Source organism: Mesocryomonas lacus, assembly GCF_055730135.2.
Genome location: NZ_JBUZWE020000028.1, coordinates 1 through 15,154 on the forward strand (window position 1 = coordinate 1; position 15,154 = coordinate 15,154).

At 65.7% G+C, this 15,154-nt stretch carries 15 protein-coding genes; 6 read left to right on the forward strand and 9 right to left on the reverse strand.

What is annotated here, in order from left to right:
- Positions 1–355, forward strand: a 355-nt coding sequence (locus tag ACZLZY_RS24455; protein WP_496253609.1) for a zinc-binding dehydrogenase, incomplete at its 5' end; no start/stop codon positions are given.
- 448 nt (positions 356–803) lie between these two features.
- Here ACZLZY_RS24455 and ACZLZY_RS24460 read toward each other — a convergent pair.
- Positions 804–1,100: a DUF6894 family protein gene (locus tag ACZLZY_RS24460; protein ID WP_472934439.1), complete on the reverse strand. Its 297-nt coding sequence runs from the start codon at positions 1,098–1,100 to the stop codon at positions 804–806.
- 88 nt (positions 1,101–1,188) lie between these two features.
- A complete protein-coding gene (locus ACZLZY_RS24465) occupies positions 1,189–1,482 on the reverse strand; it encodes a hypothetical protein (protein WP_472934440.1) in 294 nt (97 codons plus the stop codon).
- On the opposite strand from ACZLZY_RS24465, the gene ACZLZY_RS24470 reads away from it, so the two are divergent.
- Complete coding sequence (locus ACZLZY_RS24470) at positions 1,453–2,079, forward strand: response regulator (protein ID WP_472934441.1); 627 nt, start codon at positions 1,453–1,455, stop codon at positions 2,077–2,079. The genes ACZLZY_RS24465 and ACZLZY_RS24470 overlap by 30 nt on opposite strands.
- A 707-nt stretch (positions 2,080–2,786) precedes the next feature.
- Here the strand turns inward: ACZLZY_RS24470 and ACZLZY_RS24475 are convergent.
- Positions 2,787–4,703, reverse strand: coding sequence for a sensor domain-containing diguanylate cyclase (locus ACZLZY_RS24475; RefSeq protein WP_472934442.1), 1,917 nt, complete (start codon positions 4,701–4,703; stop codon positions 2,787–2,789).
- A gap of 53 nt (positions 4,704–4,756) precedes the next feature.
- On the opposite strand from ACZLZY_RS24475, the gene ACZLZY_RS24480 reads away from it, so the two are divergent.
- Positions 4,757–5,839: a sensor histidine kinase gene (locus ACZLZY_RS24480; protein ID WP_472934443.1), complete on the forward strand. Its 1,083-nt coding sequence runs from the start codon at positions 4,757–4,759 to the stop codon at positions 5,837–5,839.
- A 271-nt stretch (positions 5,840–6,110) separates the two neighbouring features.
- On the opposite strand, the gene ACZLZY_RS24485 is transcribed toward ACZLZY_RS24480, so the two are convergent.
- Positions 6,111–6,383: a helix-turn-helix transcriptional regulator gene (locus tag ACZLZY_RS24485; RefSeq protein ID WP_472934444.1), complete on the reverse strand. Its 273-nt coding sequence runs from the start codon at positions 6,381–6,383 to the stop codon at positions 6,111–6,113.
- A gap of 252 nt (positions 6,384–6,635) precedes the next feature.
- On the opposite strand from ACZLZY_RS24485, the gene ACZLZY_RS24490 reads away from it, so the two are divergent.
- Positions 6,636–6,905: an SDR family NAD(P)-dependent oxidoreductase gene (locus ACZLZY_RS24490; protein ID WP_472934470.1), complete on the forward strand. Its 270-nt coding sequence runs from the start codon at positions 6,636–6,638 to the stop codon at positions 6,903–6,905.
- Here ACZLZY_RS24490 and ACZLZY_RS24495 read toward each other — a convergent pair.
- A complete protein-coding gene (locus tag ACZLZY_RS24495; protein ID WP_472934445.1) occupies positions 6,809–9,415 on the reverse strand; it encodes an HWE histidine kinase domain-containing protein in 2,607 nt (868 codons plus the stop codon). The genes ACZLZY_RS24490 and ACZLZY_RS24495 overlap by 97 nt on opposite strands.
- A 640-nt stretch (positions 9,416–10,055) precedes the next feature.
- Between ACZLZY_RS24495 and ACZLZY_RS24500 the strand changes: the two genes are divergently transcribed.
- On the forward strand, positions 10,056–10,916 hold the full coding sequence (locus ACZLZY_RS24500; RefSeq protein WP_472934446.1) for an MBL fold metallo-hydrolase: 861 nt from the start codon (positions 10,056–10,058) through the stop codon (positions 10,914–10,916).
- A gap of 7 nt (positions 10,917–10,923) precedes the next feature.
- Here the strand turns inward: ACZLZY_RS24500 and ACZLZY_RS24505 are convergent, their stop codons facing one another.
- From ACZLZY_RS24505 to ACZLZY_RS24520, 4 genes are all read right to left on the reverse strand, one after another.
- Complete coding sequence (locus ACZLZY_RS24505; RefSeq protein WP_472934447.1) at positions 10,924–11,871, reverse strand: LysR family transcriptional regulator; 948 nt, start codon at positions 11,869–11,871, stop codon at positions 10,924–10,926.
- A 33-nt stretch (positions 11,872–11,904) separates the two neighbouring features.
- Positions 11,905–12,411, reverse strand: a complete 507-nt coding sequence (locus ACZLZY_RS24510) for a LysR substrate-binding domain-containing protein (protein ID WP_496253610.1) — start codon at positions 12,409–12,411, stop codon at positions 11,905–11,907.
- Between the two features lie 39 nt (positions 12,412–12,450).
- Positions 12,451–13,563 (reverse strand): NADH:flavin oxidoreductase/NADH oxidase, encoded by a 1,113-nt coding sequence (locus tag ACZLZY_RS24515; RefSeq protein WP_472934449.1) that lies wholly within the window; start codon positions 13,561–13,563, stop codon positions 12,451–12,453.
- 154 nt (positions 13,564–13,717) lie between these two features.
- The gene (locus ACZLZY_RS24520) at positions 13,718–14,626 is read right to left on the reverse strand and encodes a LysR family transcriptional regulator (protein WP_472934450.1); all 909 of its coding nucleotides are present in this window, start codon (positions 14,624–14,626) and stop codon (positions 13,718–13,720) included.
- Positions 14,627–14,775: 149 nt separating this feature from the next.
- On the opposite strand from ACZLZY_RS24520, the gene ACZLZY_RS24525 reads away from it, so the two are divergent.
- Entirely contained in the window at positions 14,776–14,979 is a 204-nt protein-coding gene (locus tag ACZLZY_RS24525; RefSeq protein ID WP_472934451.1) for a tautomerase family protein, read from the forward strand.
- The last annotated feature ends 175 nt before the right edge of the window (positions 14,980–15,154 follow it).

Here is a 15,154-nt window from a genome sequence, read left to right on the forward strand (position 1 = left end):
ATTCCCGGACGGCGTCGACAAGGTGCTGGAGCTCGTCGGGACAACCACGCTCCTCGACTCGCTCGCCTGCGCCAAACGCCACGGGGCGGTCTGCATGAGCGGGATGGTCGATGACCGCTGGACACTCGAAGCCTTCGAGCCGATGACAGAGATCCCGACCGCGGTCAGCTTGACCACCTACAGCGGCGGTGCCGGGGAGTTCATGACGATGCCCCTTCAGAAGCTCGTCGACGACGTCGAGAAGGGTACGCTGCCCGTGAAGGTCGGCCGTGTGTTCCGGCTCGACGAGATCGCTGAGGCACACCGTTTCATGGAGGCTAATGAGGCGGGTGGAAAGATCGTCGTTCTGCCCTGACGAAATGCGGTCGTCCACTAACGTTCCTCAAGCGACATCCAACATGCCGTAGCCAACCACCTTCGCAGCGACATGAATGCAATCTACTTGAACATTACAATGATGCTTGCATAGTTGTGGGCATGATCGATGACACAGCCGTATCCGCTCTTTCTGCTCTCGCCCATGCCGACTGTTTGGCATCCTTCCGGATGCTCGTCCGCTCGGGCCGGAACGGCATGCCGTCCGGCGAGATCGCGGAGACGCTATCGATCCCGCCGACGCGCATGAGCTTCCACCTCGCGCGATCCGACGAAGGGGCCGCGCGGCGCGCTCGTGCGCCGTGTCCAGTTTCGTGCGGATGACCGCAGGTGACCGCGGGCTGCTCTTCAACGCCATCTAAGGCCGGAGCGCGCGGATGGCGCATGGCTTGGGCTGCTCCCTGGAGGGCGGACCCTTCACCCACCCGTCAGTGCAAAAACCGCTGTTCGGAAACATCCTCGCCGCCCCGGTCCCAGGAGTTCAACCCTGCTGCTGCGAGCAAAACCGTCTCTACCGATACGGTCAGCACGAGGTCGCCGATCTCGTCGGTAACCACCAGCTTCGTTGACGCATCGACCAGGAATCCCTGATCGAGAAGTCCCTCGCCGATCTCCCGCGCTCCCTCCAGCGCCTCGCGCCACAAGGTCTCCGGGTCGGCGACTTCCACGCCGACGTGGTCCTCGACGAGGAGATGGCCACGGCGGACTTCGAAAAAATAGCGCATGCTACCGTTCCTAATCTGGGAAATGCCTGGTCCGCTCCGTCGATGGCAGCCACGTGCGGTTTGCCGAACGATGTCGCTCCGGTCGTATTCAAGGACGCGAAGTGCTGTCGGGCCTGCGCTCCGAAAGCAGCCGCTCGGCCGGCCTCGCAAGGCTGACGATGCCGGCCTCCTCGTCCACGTCGACGAAGCCTTGGCTCTCGGCATCGCGGATAGCCCCCTCGAAGCCAAAGCCGTACCGCTCCTTCGCCTTCTGGCGTTCCGTTCGTCCCGTTCCGGCAGACAGGCTGTCCACGATGTTTACAAGCTTGGCGATTGTCATATCCTGGGCCGTCTTGATGGTTGGGGTGATTGGATGGCTGTCGCTCTCGTCGTCGACGACCACGAAATGCCCCGCGCTGCGCTGACGGGCATCCTGCTCGGGCGGATGGAATTCAAGGAGGTCGTCGAGGCCGCATCCCTGCACGGCGCCTACGACGCGCTGGACGCGCGGCAGGACATCGGGCTCGCGCTCTTCGACCTCGACATGCCGGGCATGGACGAGGGCGCTGCCTCGTTGCAGGACGTCCGGATGCTCTATCCCGAACTGAAGGTGGCGATCGTCTCGGGCTCGACGCGGCGAGAAGACATCGTCGACGCCCTGGCCGCCGGCTTGCACGGCTTCGTCCCCAAGTCGTTGCGGCTGGAGGAGATCGAGACCGCCCTGCGCTGGATCCTCGGCGGACAGGTGTACGCTCCCGCGTCGCTGGCCGTCCTGCCGAGACCCGCAACGCGAGGAATGACCGCACCCGTCGAACTCACGGAGCGGCAGAGGGAGGTCCTGCATCTCCTGAGGCTCGGCCGCTCCAACAAGGAGATCGCGCGGGCACTGGACATCGGCATGGGAACAGTGAAGGTCCACGTCTCCGCGCTGCTCCGCATCCTCGACATATCCGGTCGGGCCAAGGTCGCGGTCGCCGCGGCCGACCGCGACCTGAAGTGAGACCGGCGGCAGCGCCACGGCAACTTACTGGCCGTAGGGCGAGCGAAGGACGATCCGCACCTTGCGCTCGGGACGGACGGCGGGCCCGTCTGTCGCTGCCGACCTCAGCTTAGGCCCGGTCGAAGTGGAAGGTAGGCGTGCCACTGATCGGACTCCCGTGACTTCCTGCGGCACGGAAACGTCGCCCTTCGACTGGACGACGGCATTCCCCGCCAAGGACGCGACGCCTGCCAGGAAAAGAAGGCTGAACCAGTGGAAGCCCACCCGGGGCGATGCGAGATGTGACATGGCGTATGCTTCGCTCTTGATCTCGGGAAGACGGTGGACGCGTTCGAGGCGCACGGTGAGCCGCCGCGTCGCACGCCACGCCGCCAACTCGATGAGCATCGACCGACCTGCCTTTCGGCTGGCCGCAACCTTCGTAAGGTTGATCGAGATTTCTCTCACAAGAGGGTCCGCGTCCATTCGGCCACACGGCCCTCGATGGCCTAGGCCGCATCGTGGGTGGCTGGCCTAGGCCGCCCGGGCGGCAAGCATGAATTCGACAGCTTTCGAACAGCCCGGTTTCAGATTGCCGCACCCAGATCGCGGGCGACCGCCGCAGGTATTATTCCATGCGAGAGCCTCCCGCACGCATGCAGGTGCAACGGAAAGTTGCATCCGCTTATAGCATCGGGCGGGGTGCGGAACGCACGATGGATGCTTGCTCAGGCAGCCAGCCTGGACACGTTCCTGCCTTCGGCCTTGGCTCGATAAAGGGCGAGATCGGCACGGTGCATGAGCGACGTCATGTCCTCGCCGGGAGAAAGGGTTGCGACGCCTACGCTCGCGGTCACTTTCGGGTCTCCCGTTCCGCCCGTGCCGTCGTTCTCGACGCGGGCACGCAGCCGCTCCGCGGCCTCCATGGCAGCCTCGACGCCTGCGCCCGGAAGGAGGATCACGAACTCTTCGCCACCCAGGCGACCGACGAGGTCCGTCGACCTCGTCGTCCGCTCGGCGGAAGCCGCGACACGCTGGAGGACGGCGTCCCCGACGGCGTGCCCGTGAACGTCGTTGACCTGTTTGAAATGGTCAATGTCGAACATCGCCACGGACAACGACGCTCCCGTATCCTCGGCCGACCGCATGGCCGCCTCAAGAGATTCAAGGACCCTGCGGCGGTTGGCGAGTCCTGTCAGCGCGTCGGTCTCGGCCAACACCGTCGCTCGCGCCGCAACCCCCAAGGCATCCTCGCGGGCGGCCTCGAGGCGGGACTCGATCTCGACCTGCCGCGTGACGTCCTGGACCACGCCGAACACCGACATCGGCACACCGTCGGCGGTCGAAACCTCGCCCGACACGTCGACGTGCCTGATGCTTCCGTCCTGCCTGACTATGCGTGCACGGTGCCTGAAGCTCTCCCCCGTCTCGATCGAGGTGGCTAGGATGGCCGAAAGCCCTTCCCGGTCCTCCTCGTGGTAGGCGGCCAGCGCGGCGTCCAAGCCGGGCTCCTCGACGCCTTGCAAACCGTGGATGCGAAACACCTCCGCCGACCAGGTGATCTTCCCGGACGCGAGATCGAGATGCCAGTGGCCGATTTTGGCGACGCGTTCGGCCATGAACAGCAGTCGGGTCCGCTCGGTGAGGTCGGCGACCAATGCGTCCCGCGTCGTCTGAAGCGCTGCCATGGGAAGGGAACAGGCCAGGAGGACGACCAGGTAGAACTGGAAAAAGAAGGCCTGGGCATCCGGCATCCCGTCGATCAGCACTGTCGGACCGACACCAAGCGTCAGCGCGGCGGAGCCGATGAGAGCGATGAACATGGTCCCGGCGGCGGCTCCCAGCGGACCGCTTGCGTAGGTGGCGCCCAAAAGCGCAGCCAGCGGCAGAAACAGGAGCGGCAGGGACGATTGGGCGAACGTTGCGGCACCGGCGACGCCCACGAGCGCCAACGACATGCTGAGCCTGCCGGACCGAACGGCAGGGGTCGAAATCCGGACCTGACGGTTTCGGCGGTCCGCTGCGATGAAGACCAGCGGCGCCACAACCACGATGCCGAGGAAGTCGGTGGCGAACCAGGATATCTGGAACCGCCAGTCGCCCCACCCGACGGCGGCGCCGGCAATGCAGGTGCTGACGGCGGAAGCTACCGCGGCGATGGCGCAGAAGCAGGCGACCTGCCGCACGTTGACGAAGGACGGGCGGCCGAACGGGCACCGCGACAGCAGGACAACGGCGACCGACGTCTCGATGACGTTGGCGATCGTGAAGATCGTGGCAAGCAGGACCGAGGTTCCGGCAACGAGGTTCGCGGCCATGCTGCCGAACGCAATGGCGACGGCGCATCGGGCTCGCTCGCTGCGGTCCACGGTCGACAACATCGCGACCGCCAGACCGCCGGCCGGCCACATGGTGGCGATCCCCGCGCCGCCGCGCGTCCAAAGGAGGGAGGCGAAGGCCAGGACGAAGTAGCTCGAGGCCAACACGATCGGCCGGAGAATGGCAGATCCCGCAGAGCGACCGTTCGTCATCCCAGTTTCCTTCATTCTGGACGTTCGCCCCACCGCGCCTGCCCCATGAAGCGCAGGGTCAAAACCTTGCGCCGGACTTGCCGACCAACGCACGCTAAGGACGGAATATTGCATATCGACTAATATTCACGCAGAGTGAACAATTATCGGACTCCGAGGAGGCGACGATGTTCGGAGAATTGTTTTCGCTCGTGATGGAGCATGATCCGAACCTTGTGTTCGTAAAGGACGCCCACAGCGTCATCGTCTACGCCAACAAGGCCTTTCTCGACGTTTATCCCCCGGAGCGCCGCGCGTCGGTGATCGGCACCACCACCGTGGAGCAGTTCACCGACGAGGAGGTGGCCGTATGGCTGGCGGAGGACCGCCGCGCGATGGCCGTCGGGCGCTCCGAGATGGTCGAGGAGATCGTCGACTTCGAGGGACGCCGGCGCGTGCTGCTGACCCGCAAGATCGCGTTCACCTACTCGACGGGAGAGCCGCGGCTGCTCGGCATTTCGACTGACATCACGGAGCTGGCAGATCGCGAGCGGACGCTCGTAGAGGCGAACGATCGTTTGGCCAAGGTGTCCGCCTTCGCGGCACACGACCTGAGATCTCCGCTGGCGAGCATCGTGAGCGCGCTCGAGGTCATCCGCCACGACCGCGATACCACGCTCAGCCCGCGGGCCGAGGACGTCGTCGGCCTGGTGGTCGAGAGTGCCCGTGGGCTGGCGCAACAGGTGACGACCCTCGTTCAGACGGCCCGTGCTGAGCACCGCGAGGACCTGGACACCCACTTGACCGACCTGAACCTCATGGTCGAGGAAGTCCGCTTCAACCTGTCATCCCTGATTGAGCGGACGGGAACGACCTTGCTTGTCGCTCGCCTTCCCAGTCTGAAGGTCGAACCCAACCTCTTCCGACAGCTTCTCCAGAACCTTGTGGAGAATTCGATCCGGCACAGGTCGACACGGCTGCCCTGCGTCGTCGTGCGACATGACGAGGACGGCGCCTCCGACATCATCTCGATCGAGGACAACGGGACGGGCATTCCCGCAGCCGAGCTCGAACGGGCCTTCGGCCACTTCGAGCAGGGGGAAAGCTCGCGTGCGAAAGGCGGCGTCGGGCTCGGCCTTGCTCTCTGCCGCCGCGTCGTTTCCCTCCACGACGGATCGATCGAGGTCGATGCCGCTTATGAGGGAGGTTGCCGGATCGTCCTTCGGATCCCGCGGCAGGCGACCGGTACCCAGGTCGCGAAAGCTGCCTGAAACCCATCGACGCGGTTCGATGAACTTCGTCGGATGTCTCGTCACTCGCCTCAAGGCAGCACGATGCCCGGGCCTGCAAGGGAGACGGAAGGTATCGAGGCGCTGGTGCAGGTACGGCGTGGGCGGCGTCTGGGGGCCGACCTCGTAGACCCGCCAGGATCGGATGCCATCGACCCTCGTTGCCGCCGTGATCGCCGGGACGACGATCGCGGCCCCCATAGTCCTGGCAGCGCGTTCGAGGATTGCGATCGGCGAGACCCGTGGCGTCGACTTAGCGGGAGGGTGCGACGCCGGACCTGTCGCACCGAGGCGTTACGCCGAACATCTGCCTGTACTCGCGGCTGAACTGCGAGGCGCTGACATAGCCGCTGGCGAAGGCGGCGGCCGCGACGGTTTGGCCCTGCGCGACAATCCTCTCGCGGGCCGCCAGAAGCCGAACATGGCGCTGGCAGGCCAGCGGGCTCGTCCCGGTGACGGCGCGGAAGTGCCGATGGAGCGACGTCACACTCATGCCGACCATCCACGCCAACGCCTCCACGCGCATGGGCTCGTCGGCATGGGCGCGTATCCAGTCCGCCGCACTTCGCCCCTGCGCGAAGCGCGTGTGACCTCGGGCGGCCCCGAACAGCCCTGCTGCGTCGGCGATTGTGCGAGCTGATCATCAGGACCCCCCGTTCTTTCCATACCGTGTTCTGGAAGGATCAGGCAAATCTTCGGCAGGATCGTGTATGCCGATCCCAGGCTCCCGGCGTCATATGAGGGATGTGATCCCGTCCTGCCGGAGATCGACCTCATGATGAGACATACCGCTCTCATAACGGGTGCCAACAATGGCATCGGCTTCGCGATCGCGCGACAACTCGCTGAAGGGGGCTTCTCCGTTTGGCTCAGTTGCCGCGACGCGGAGCGCGGCGAGGCGGCCGCGAGAAGCCTGCGCGAACTCGGCCATAATGCGCGTGCGCCACTCGTTTACGATCCGCCCTGCCCGTCCGCGTCAATGCTCGCGGCGTCGCAGCGGATTCCAACCAGTTCCGCCAGCGACCGCGCGAGGTTCTCCAAAGTGTAGGGCTTCTGCACGACGAGACGGCCCTGGTGCTGCGGCGGCAGCTTCGCCTGCTCGCCGTACCCAGTTGCGAACATGAACGGCACACCGAGTTCCGCGAGTCGATCGGCAATCGGGAAGCTGTTCCGGTCGCCAAGGTTGATGTCGAGGATCGCGACAGTTGGACGGCGCGCGTCAATGCTGTCGAGGGCGGCATCGGCGGTCGCCACGGGCGTGACGGTTTCCGCACCGAGGCGGTTGGCCACGTCCTCGGCGTCGAGCGCGATGATCAGGCTATCCTCTACGAGGAGCACTTCGTGGCCCTCCAGCATCCGGGGCGGCGGCGCGACGGGATGGCCCATGGAAGGACGCCCGATCTTGATCTCGGGACCCGCGAAGCTGCGAGGCTCCGAGATGTGGCGCGCCGGGATCGTGAAGGTGGCGACCACACCAGTCGGCTCGTAGCGGATGTTCGACTGCCCGCCGAGGTCGTATGGCACCGACCGCTCGATGATGGTGGTACCGAACCCTTGCCGGGTCGGCGGCGTCACGACGGGACCGTCGCTCTCCGCCCAGGTGAGCGTCAGATCGCCTGCGGCATTCCTCCTCCAAGCAATCCGAACGTGGCCTCCCTTGGACGAAAGGCTACCGTACTTCGTGGAGTTGGTGACGAGTTCGTGCACCACGAGGGCCATGGTCGAGTATGCCTGCGGGTTCAGGAGTACCGCCTCGCCTTGGGAAACGATCCGGTCAAGCTCCTCGACGAACGCGCGAGCCTCGGCGTCGATCAGGACCTGCAACGGCGCGGGACCCCAATGGTCGTCGGTGATCTGGTTGTGGGCGCGGGCAAGCGCGTGGATGCGGCCGTCGACCACTTGGACGAACGAGCGGTCGGCCTCGGCCGTCGGCTGCGACTGCCGGATCAGGCCACGGATGACGCCAAGGATGTTGCGGACGCGGTGGTTCAGTTCGGCGATCAGGAGTTCCTGCCGCTCGTTGGCCTTCTGCCGCTCAGCGGAGGCTTCACTCGCGAGCCGCAGGACGACCTCGATAAGCGTCGCCCGAAGCGTCTCGGCGACACGTATCTCGGATGCCGTGAACGGTGCCGACTGGCCCTGCACGAACTCCTTCCACTCGGCGAAGCTTTCCCGGGGGGACAGGCGCGGGCCGTTCGGTCCGTATGCGGTCGGCTTGTGCGGATCGCCGCCCCACCGGACCGAGCGCACGAGTTCACGACGGAACAGGATCACGTAGTCACGCGGCGACCGCGAGATCGGAATTGCCAACATCCCGGCCGCTGCCGAAGCGAACGACTCGGCGCCTTCCACGAGCGTCCCGATGCGGTCCGTTGCGAACACTTTGCCCGACGCCGTTGCGTTGAGCGCCCGCACGATCCGGCGGAAATTGTCGGCGTCCGGCGTCGTGCCGGAGAAGGCAGCTTCGCCGTTGATCCAGACACCGACGCCGTCGGCTTGGATGACGCTCGTCAGGATGTCGGCCAGCCAGTCGGGGTTGCGGATCAACGTCTCGTCGGAGGCGACGGCGCCGAGAAGCTGGTCCGAGACGTCCCGTGCGCGGCGCTCGAACTCGACGACCGCAAGCCGTTCCCGGCTCTCGAGGCGCATGGAGAACATCTGGCCGAACAGCTCGCCGACCGAACGTCGCTCGAACGGCGGGCACAGCGGGGCATAGTGGTGGCAGGCGAAGAGGCCCCAGAGGCGGTCGCCGACGATGATCGAGATCGACAGCGACGCGTCGACCCCCATGTTCTTCAGGTACTCGATGTGGATCGGCGACACTGCCCGCAGCGCGGACAGGGAAAGGTCAAGCGGCCGGCCCGTCTCGTCGAGCGTCGGGAGGACGGGAACGGGCGTCGAGTTCACGTCTGAGATGAGCCTGAGAAGGTTGCGCTTGTAGAGCTCGCGCGCCTGCGCCGGGATGTCGCTGGCCGGATAGCGCAGCCCCATGAACTGGCCGATGCCCGCGCGGCACGCCTCGGCGACCACCTCGCCCGTCCCGTCGTCGGCGAAGCGATAGACCATGACCCGGTCGTAGCCGAGCAGGGCGCGGACCTGCCTCGCTCCCTCCCGGAAGAAGGCTGGGAAGTCCGCGCACTGGTCGAGACGCGAAAGCATCGAACGTACGAGGCCGCTGGGGTCGCCTGGCTCGCCGCGGGAAGGCTCGGCCTCGATCACGACCTGCCCGCTGCTCAAGTGGATGGCCACGTCGAACGGGTGGGCGCCCTTGACCAGATGGCATCGGAATATGCGCTCGACCGCGTTTGGTCCACGCAGAACCGCCGTCCGGTTCCTCAGCTCATGGACGGTCTCCGAAGGGATGATCTCGACGAGCGGACGACCGATCAGCGCATCAGGGGCGAGGCCAATGAAGTCTGCGGCATTCCCAGATGCACGCGCGATGGTCCAGTCCAATGTCAAAGCCAACAGGAAGCCGACGGGTTGGATGAGCCCCGGGATATGAATGGGTTCACGGTCGCAGTTCGTGAGGTCGACCGGATCGGTTCGTTGCGTCAAAGGTCGCCCATCGTCACGAGGATGAGATGCAACGAGAAAAGCGGCTGCGCCTTCGAATCGCTTGCGTGTCTATGTTTCGTGGGGCGAACCATTTACGAAGTCAAGAACGCTTCTAAAGGCGCAAGAAGTCGGGACCTCCCCTGCGGTACATCCTGCCGAGGGGTCGCGATTTGAGTGCCGCAGCAGCTCGGCCTTTGAAGGCTAACTCACCCTTAGGACGAAACAGGCTCGGTCCGTTGAAACCATATGTCCAACGGCTCGAACGTCAGCTTGCCATCCCGCTGAAGTGGGGGTCGACGCTGCGCTCGATCAGGCAAAACGCGAACCCGGTCCTGACCAGCAAATGGGTTCGGGCATCAGTGGCGGCCATTACGGCCAGCACGGCACCTGAAGCCTGCGGAACGCTAGACCCATCGGCACCAGACATGGGTCGCATCGAACCTTCTGATTTCACTGCCTATCAGGGACGGCCTACCTGTTGGGCAACGAAACCAGATGCCGGAAGCCCCACGTCATGTCCCTCCGCTCCTTGCTCGCATCCACCGCGCTCGCAGTTACCCTGGCCACTGCGCTTCCCGTATTCGCCGCTCCCGCGGCCCTGGCTGCGGCCGCGTATGTTCAGACGACCGACGCCTACTCGATGCCCTTAGGTGACCTCGAGATCGTCGCGCTGTCCGACGGCACCGTGCCGCAGGACCTGCACAAGCTCCTGACAGGAACGACCGAAGCGGAAGTCGACAGCCTTCTCAAGGACTCCTTCCAGGCCAATCCCGTCGAGGCCTCCATCAACGCGTATCTCATCCGCGGCGGCGATCACACGATCCTCGTCGACACCGGATCCGGAGAGCTGTTCGGACCCGGCTACGGCGGTAAGCTCCTCGACAGCCTCGCCGCCGCTGGCGTGAAGCCGCAGGACGTCACTGACATCCTCATTACGCACGTCCACACCGACCATACGGGAGGGCTGGTGGCAGGCGGCCAGCCTGTCTTCGCCAACGCGACGGTCCATGTCGGCGCGCCTGACGTCGACTTCTTCCTCGACGCCTCGAACGCTGAGCGGACGGGCTATGCCAAACAGTACTTCGACGAGGCCGCTAAGACCGTCGGGGTCGTTGCCAAGGCCGGGAAGGTGAAGACGTTTGGCGACAACGAGACCATCCTGCCCGGCATCGTCGCGACCCTCCATCCCGGCCACACACCGGGCAGCGCCTTCTTCACAGTCTCGAGCCGAGGACAGTCGATCGTGTTCGTCGGGGACATCGTCCACGTCGAGAACGTCCAGTTCCCGAAGCCAGCGATCACCATCCTCTACGACGTCGATCCGGCGAAGGCTGCCTCCGTGCGGCAGAAGGCCTTCTCTGACGTGGCGGGCTCGCGTCAGCTCATCGCGGCGCCCCACCTGCCATTCCCCGGCATCGGTCACGTCCGCGCCGAGGGCGGCGGCGCCTTCACTTGGCATCCAGTGGAGTACCGGAACAGGGCAGGCGTCGTCGGGCAGTAAGCGAGGGTCAGGCGGACGGCGAGGTCTCGGTGCCGTTGCGGCCTTGAACCCTCGCGACCCGGAATACCTGTTCGCGGAGCCACGAATGGGCGGGATCCTCGCTCATTCTCGGATGCCAGAAGGCGTTCAACTGGAAACGAGCCAACGGCAACGGCGGATCGAAGAGGTCAAGCGACGTCGTGAAGCGAGCAAGGAAGCGATGAGGCAGCGTACAAACGCAGTCGCTTCCCTGGAGCACCAAGGGCGCCAGCCCATAGCTCTGGATCGACACCGACACCCGCCGTGTGCGACCCAGACCCGTCAGCGCTTCATCGATCATCCCCAAGAACTTCCCGCCGCTGGTCGAGACGAGAAGGTGGTCGAGGTCGCAGAACTCGTCGAGGCTGATGGGTCCCTCTCCACGCGGGTGCCCCTTCCGTTGGGCCGTGACGAACTTCTCGTCGAACAGCGTCCGCCCGATCAGTCCTGCGGCAACGTCCTCGGCAGCGCCGATGAACAGGTCCGCGACGCCTTCCTCCAGATCGGCGGCGATCCGCGCCTTGTCAGGAAGCACGAAGGCCAACCGTACGTTTGGCGCCGCAGTCCTGAGAGCGCGGATCAGGTCGGGGATCAGGATCGCGGCAGGGTTGTCCGTCGCGGCGATGCGGAAGGTGCGCTCGCTGGTCGCGGGGTCGAAGACCTGCGCGAGGCTCGAGAACGCCCGAAGCCGGTCGATGACGCGAGAAAGCTCGGGCTTCAGGGACTCGGCGTGAGGCGTCGCGACCATTCCTCGTCCTGACGCCGCCGGAATCAGGAGCTGATCACCGAGCAATCCACGCAGGCGCGTCAGGCGGCCGGAGAGGGTCGGCTGCGTGATGCCCAGCCTTGTTGCGGCATGGGTCACGTTGAGGTCTTTTAGAAGCGCATCAAGAGTGATGAGAAGAGCGGTCTCCATCTCGAGAACGGGGTCGTGCATTCCATCATCCTTCCGCGGGACACGTACGCAGGCTCACGACCTGTCGTCCCGGCAACACAACTCCGGAAACTCTTTCGCCAACAGATCGATCAGGGCGCGCACGCCCGGGGGCAGGCCGCGCCTGGTGGTGAAGACCAGATGCACGATCCCCTCCCGCCCCGTCCACTCACCGAAGATCCGAACCAGCCGGCCCGATGCGACGTGCTCGGCGCAGGCATGGTCGGGCAGGAAGCCGATGCCCAAGTCATCGGCCGCCGCGTCGCACAGCACGGCGTAGTCGTCGCAGGTCATGCGTGGCTCGTGACGCAGCGCCTGCACCACGCCGTCCCTCTCCAACGTCCAAGTGACCTCTCCCGCTTCGTCGCTCGTGCCAAGCGTCGGGTGCAGGGCAAGGTCGCCGACGTCGGATCCCAGGCGGCTCGCGACTTGGGGGCTGGCTACCAAGATCCAGCCCGATCGCCCGAGGGATCGCATGGTGAGCGACGCGTCGCTGGTCAGCTCTCGCCGCACCCGGAGCGCGACGTCACTACGGCCGCCCAACATGGCTCGGTAAGAGGTAGGCTTCCCGGAGTGCGTCTTTCACCCGCCGTTCTCGAACAGCTTCGCGTGCTGGCGCGGCTGGGAGCGCACGTACTGGTTCGGGACGCGGACCTGCGCGCCGAGATGGGCCGCTGCGTGCCAGGGCCAGCGCGGGTTGTAGAGAACCGTCCGCGCCAACCCGACCATGTCGGCGTCCCCCGTCGCGATGATGGCTTCGGCGTGCTCGAAATCGGTGATCAAGCCAACCGCGACGACTGGCATCGAGGGGACCGCTTGCTTGACGGCCCGGGCGAGGGGAACCTGATAGCCCGGACCCATTGGGATCGACTGGCGTGGGTCGACCCCGCCGCTCGAGACGTTGATCGCATCGCAGCCCTTTGCCTCCAAGGCTTTCACGAAGGCGATGGTCTGCTCGACGTCCCACCCGCCGGCGACCCAGTCGCTCGCGGAGACGCGGACCGTGACCGGGCGATCTGCGGGGAACGCCCCGCGGACGGCGTCGAAGACCTCGAGCGGGAGCCGCATGCGGTTCTCCAGGCATCCGCCATAGTCGTCTTCCCGGCGGTTCGAGAGAGGCGAGAGGAAGGTGTGCAGTAGGTATCCGTGGGCGGCGTGAATCTGGATGGCGGCGACGCCGATGCGCGCCGCGCGTCGCGCGGATGCGGCGAAGGCGTCCCGAATGCGGTCCATCCCGCCTCGGTCCAAGACGGTCGGCGGATGGTCGCGTTCCGTTATCGGCACCGCGGACGGGGCAAGCGTCTGCCAGCCGTTGGCTTGGTGGGGCGGGATCTGCGCGCCGCCGTTCCAAGGCAAGTTGGACGACGCCTTCCGTCCCGCATGGGCAAGCTGGACGGCGATCGGCATGTCGGACCAGCGGCGGACGCTGTCCAGTGTCCGCGCCATCGCGGCTTCGGTCTCGTCGTCCCAAAGGCCGACATCACCGTAGGTGATCCGGCCCTCCGGCACGACGGCGGTCGCCTCGACGGTGAGCATCGCGGCGCCCGACATCGCCAGGCTGCCGAGGTGCATGACATGCCAGTCGTTCATCTGCCCATCCATCGCCGAGTACTGGCACATGGGTGCGATGACGATGCGGTTGGCGAGAGTGCTGCCGCCGACCTTGATCGGTGTGAAAAGCTGGGGCTTGGACATTCGGGTGCCTTTCGAAGGGTCTGCGTGCGGGCAAGATGAGGGACGAACTCCGTCGGAGTTGGTACCGACGGATGCCGCGTGTTGAAGTTCGGCCCGTCGCCGCAACCTGGGGCGCGACGGGGGCGTGACCTAGACGCGGAACCGACCGCACCAGTCAGCTCAACGCGCCCGCGTTGGCCGCGACGACGAGGCGGTCGACGACATGACGGACACGTGGGCTGAGATGCGCCTGTCGCGGCCAGAGCGCGTGCACCTCGACGGGAATGGTCGAGAAGGCTTCGAGCAACGGCACGAGGGCGCCGCTGTCGATGTGACGCCGGACCAACGAGGCCGGGAGCTGGCAGATGCCGAGCCCGCCAACGGCCGCGTCGACCATGGCCTCGCCATCGCTGACCTGGTGCGTGGCGGGAGGCGACAGGCGCTTCGCCGCTCCGTCCTCGCGGACCACCCAGGCCAGTGGCGGACCCTTGGGGGAGCCGACGATGCATCGATGCCCGCGAAGGTCCGCCAGCGCCTCCGGACGTCCGTGCGTCTCTACGTAGCCCGAGGAGGCGCAGATAACCCGATCCTGGTCGGCGAGATGCCGCGCGATGAGGTGGCTCGAGTCCTTGAGGGCGCCGAAGCGGATCATGAGGTCCACGTCGTCTTGGAAAGGATCCGTCAAGGCGTCGGTGAAGTTGAGACTGAGCGTGAGCTCCGGATGAGGCCGCACGATCTCGATCAGGAGGGGCAGGAGGACGCGCCTCCCGAAGGCCACCGGCATGTCGATGCGGATCCGGCCGGTGAGGATCCGGTTCGCGGAGGTGAGTGCTGCTTCGGCCGCTGCGATCTCGTCGAGGGCGGAGGCGCAAGCGGCGAGGTATGCCTCGCCGTCGACTGTCAGCTTGTTGTTCCGCGTGGTCCGATGAAAGAGCTTCAGTCCGAGGCGCGCCTCGAGGCGGGCAATGGTCTTGCCGACAGCGGACTTGGTGATGCCGAGGCGCTCGGCGGCTCCCGTGAAACTTCTCGCCCGGGCCGCCGCCACGAAGACGCCGATACCCGACAACGGTTCGATCTCGCTCATGAAGGCTCCTATCGGTATCCTCCGGCGCTACTCAGATCGGATCAGCGGCGGCTTTAAGCGTTTTGAGGATACCTTACATTGCGGTTGCCTGTCTCGGGCCATCGGCATCCGCCGACGGAGAGCGGTGGAACATTCATGGAGACGGGATCATGCCGGTCGTACGGGTAAGCTGGTTCGAAGGTAAGGACCACAGTCAGAAGCAAAAGGTCGCCGCGGAGATCACGGAGAGCATCGTCCGCAACACGGGGACCGACGCGGCCTACATCTACGTCATCTTCGACGACGTCGCGCCGAGCGATTGGGCCGGCGCCGGCAAGCTGTTCGGTGAACCCACTGCCGCGCCGAGCACTTAGGAACGATGCGGGCTCCGCCCGCTAGGCTTCTCGGGAGGTCGCAAGGGTCCGCAGGCCCTCGCCGTGCTTCCACACGGCGGCAGCCCGCGCCGCCCGCTTCACGTGAAAGGACAAGGCCGATGAGGATCCCGACCCTTCTGGCGATGGCGCTTTCGTTGGGCGCAGCGTTCCCGGC

Coding starts and splice junctions, on each gene's coding strand:
- ACZLZY_RS24460 (WP_472934439.1), bottom strand. CDS start 1,100: ATGCGCTATTTTTTCGAAGTCCGCCGTGGCCATCTCCTCGTCGAGGAC.
- ACZLZY_RS24470 (WP_472934441.1), top strand. CDS start 1,453: ATGGCTGTCGCTCTCGTCGTCGACGACCACGAAATGCCCCGCGCTGCG.
- ACZLZY_RS24475 (WP_472934442.1), bottom strand. CDS start 4,703: ATGCAATATTCCGTCCTTAGCGTGCGTTGGTCGGCAAGTCCGGCGCAA.
- ACZLZY_RS24480 (WP_472934443.1), top strand. CDS start 4,757: ATGTTCGGAGAATTGTTTTCGCTCGTGATGGAGCATGATCCGAACCTT.
- ACZLZY_RS24485 (WP_472934444.1), bottom strand. CDS start 6,383: ATGCGCGTGGAGGCGTTGGCGTGGATGGTCGGCATGAGTGTGACGTCG.
- ACZLZY_RS24490 (WP_472934470.1), top strand. CDS start 6,636: ATGAGACATACCGCTCTCATAACGGGTGCCAACAATGGCATCGGCTTC.
- ACZLZY_RS24500 (WP_472934446.1), top strand. CDS start 10,056: ATGCCCTTAGGTGACCTCGAGATCGTCGCGCTGTCCGACGGCACCGTG.
- ACZLZY_RS24505 (WP_472934447.1), bottom strand. CDS start 11,871: ATGCACGACCCCGTTCTCGAGATGGAGACCGCTCTTCTCATCACTCTT.
- ACZLZY_RS24515 (WP_472934449.1), bottom strand. CDS start 13,563: ATGTCCAAGCCCCAGCTTTTCACACCGATCAAGGTCGGCGGCAGCACT.
- ACZLZY_RS24520 (WP_472934450.1), bottom strand. CDS start 14,626: ATGAGCGAGATCGAACCGTTGTCGGGTATCGGCGTCTTCGTGGCGGCG.
- ACZLZY_RS24525 (WP_472934451.1), top strand. CDS start 14,776: ATGCCGGTCGTACGGGTAAGCTGGTTCGAAGGTAAGGACCACAGTCAG.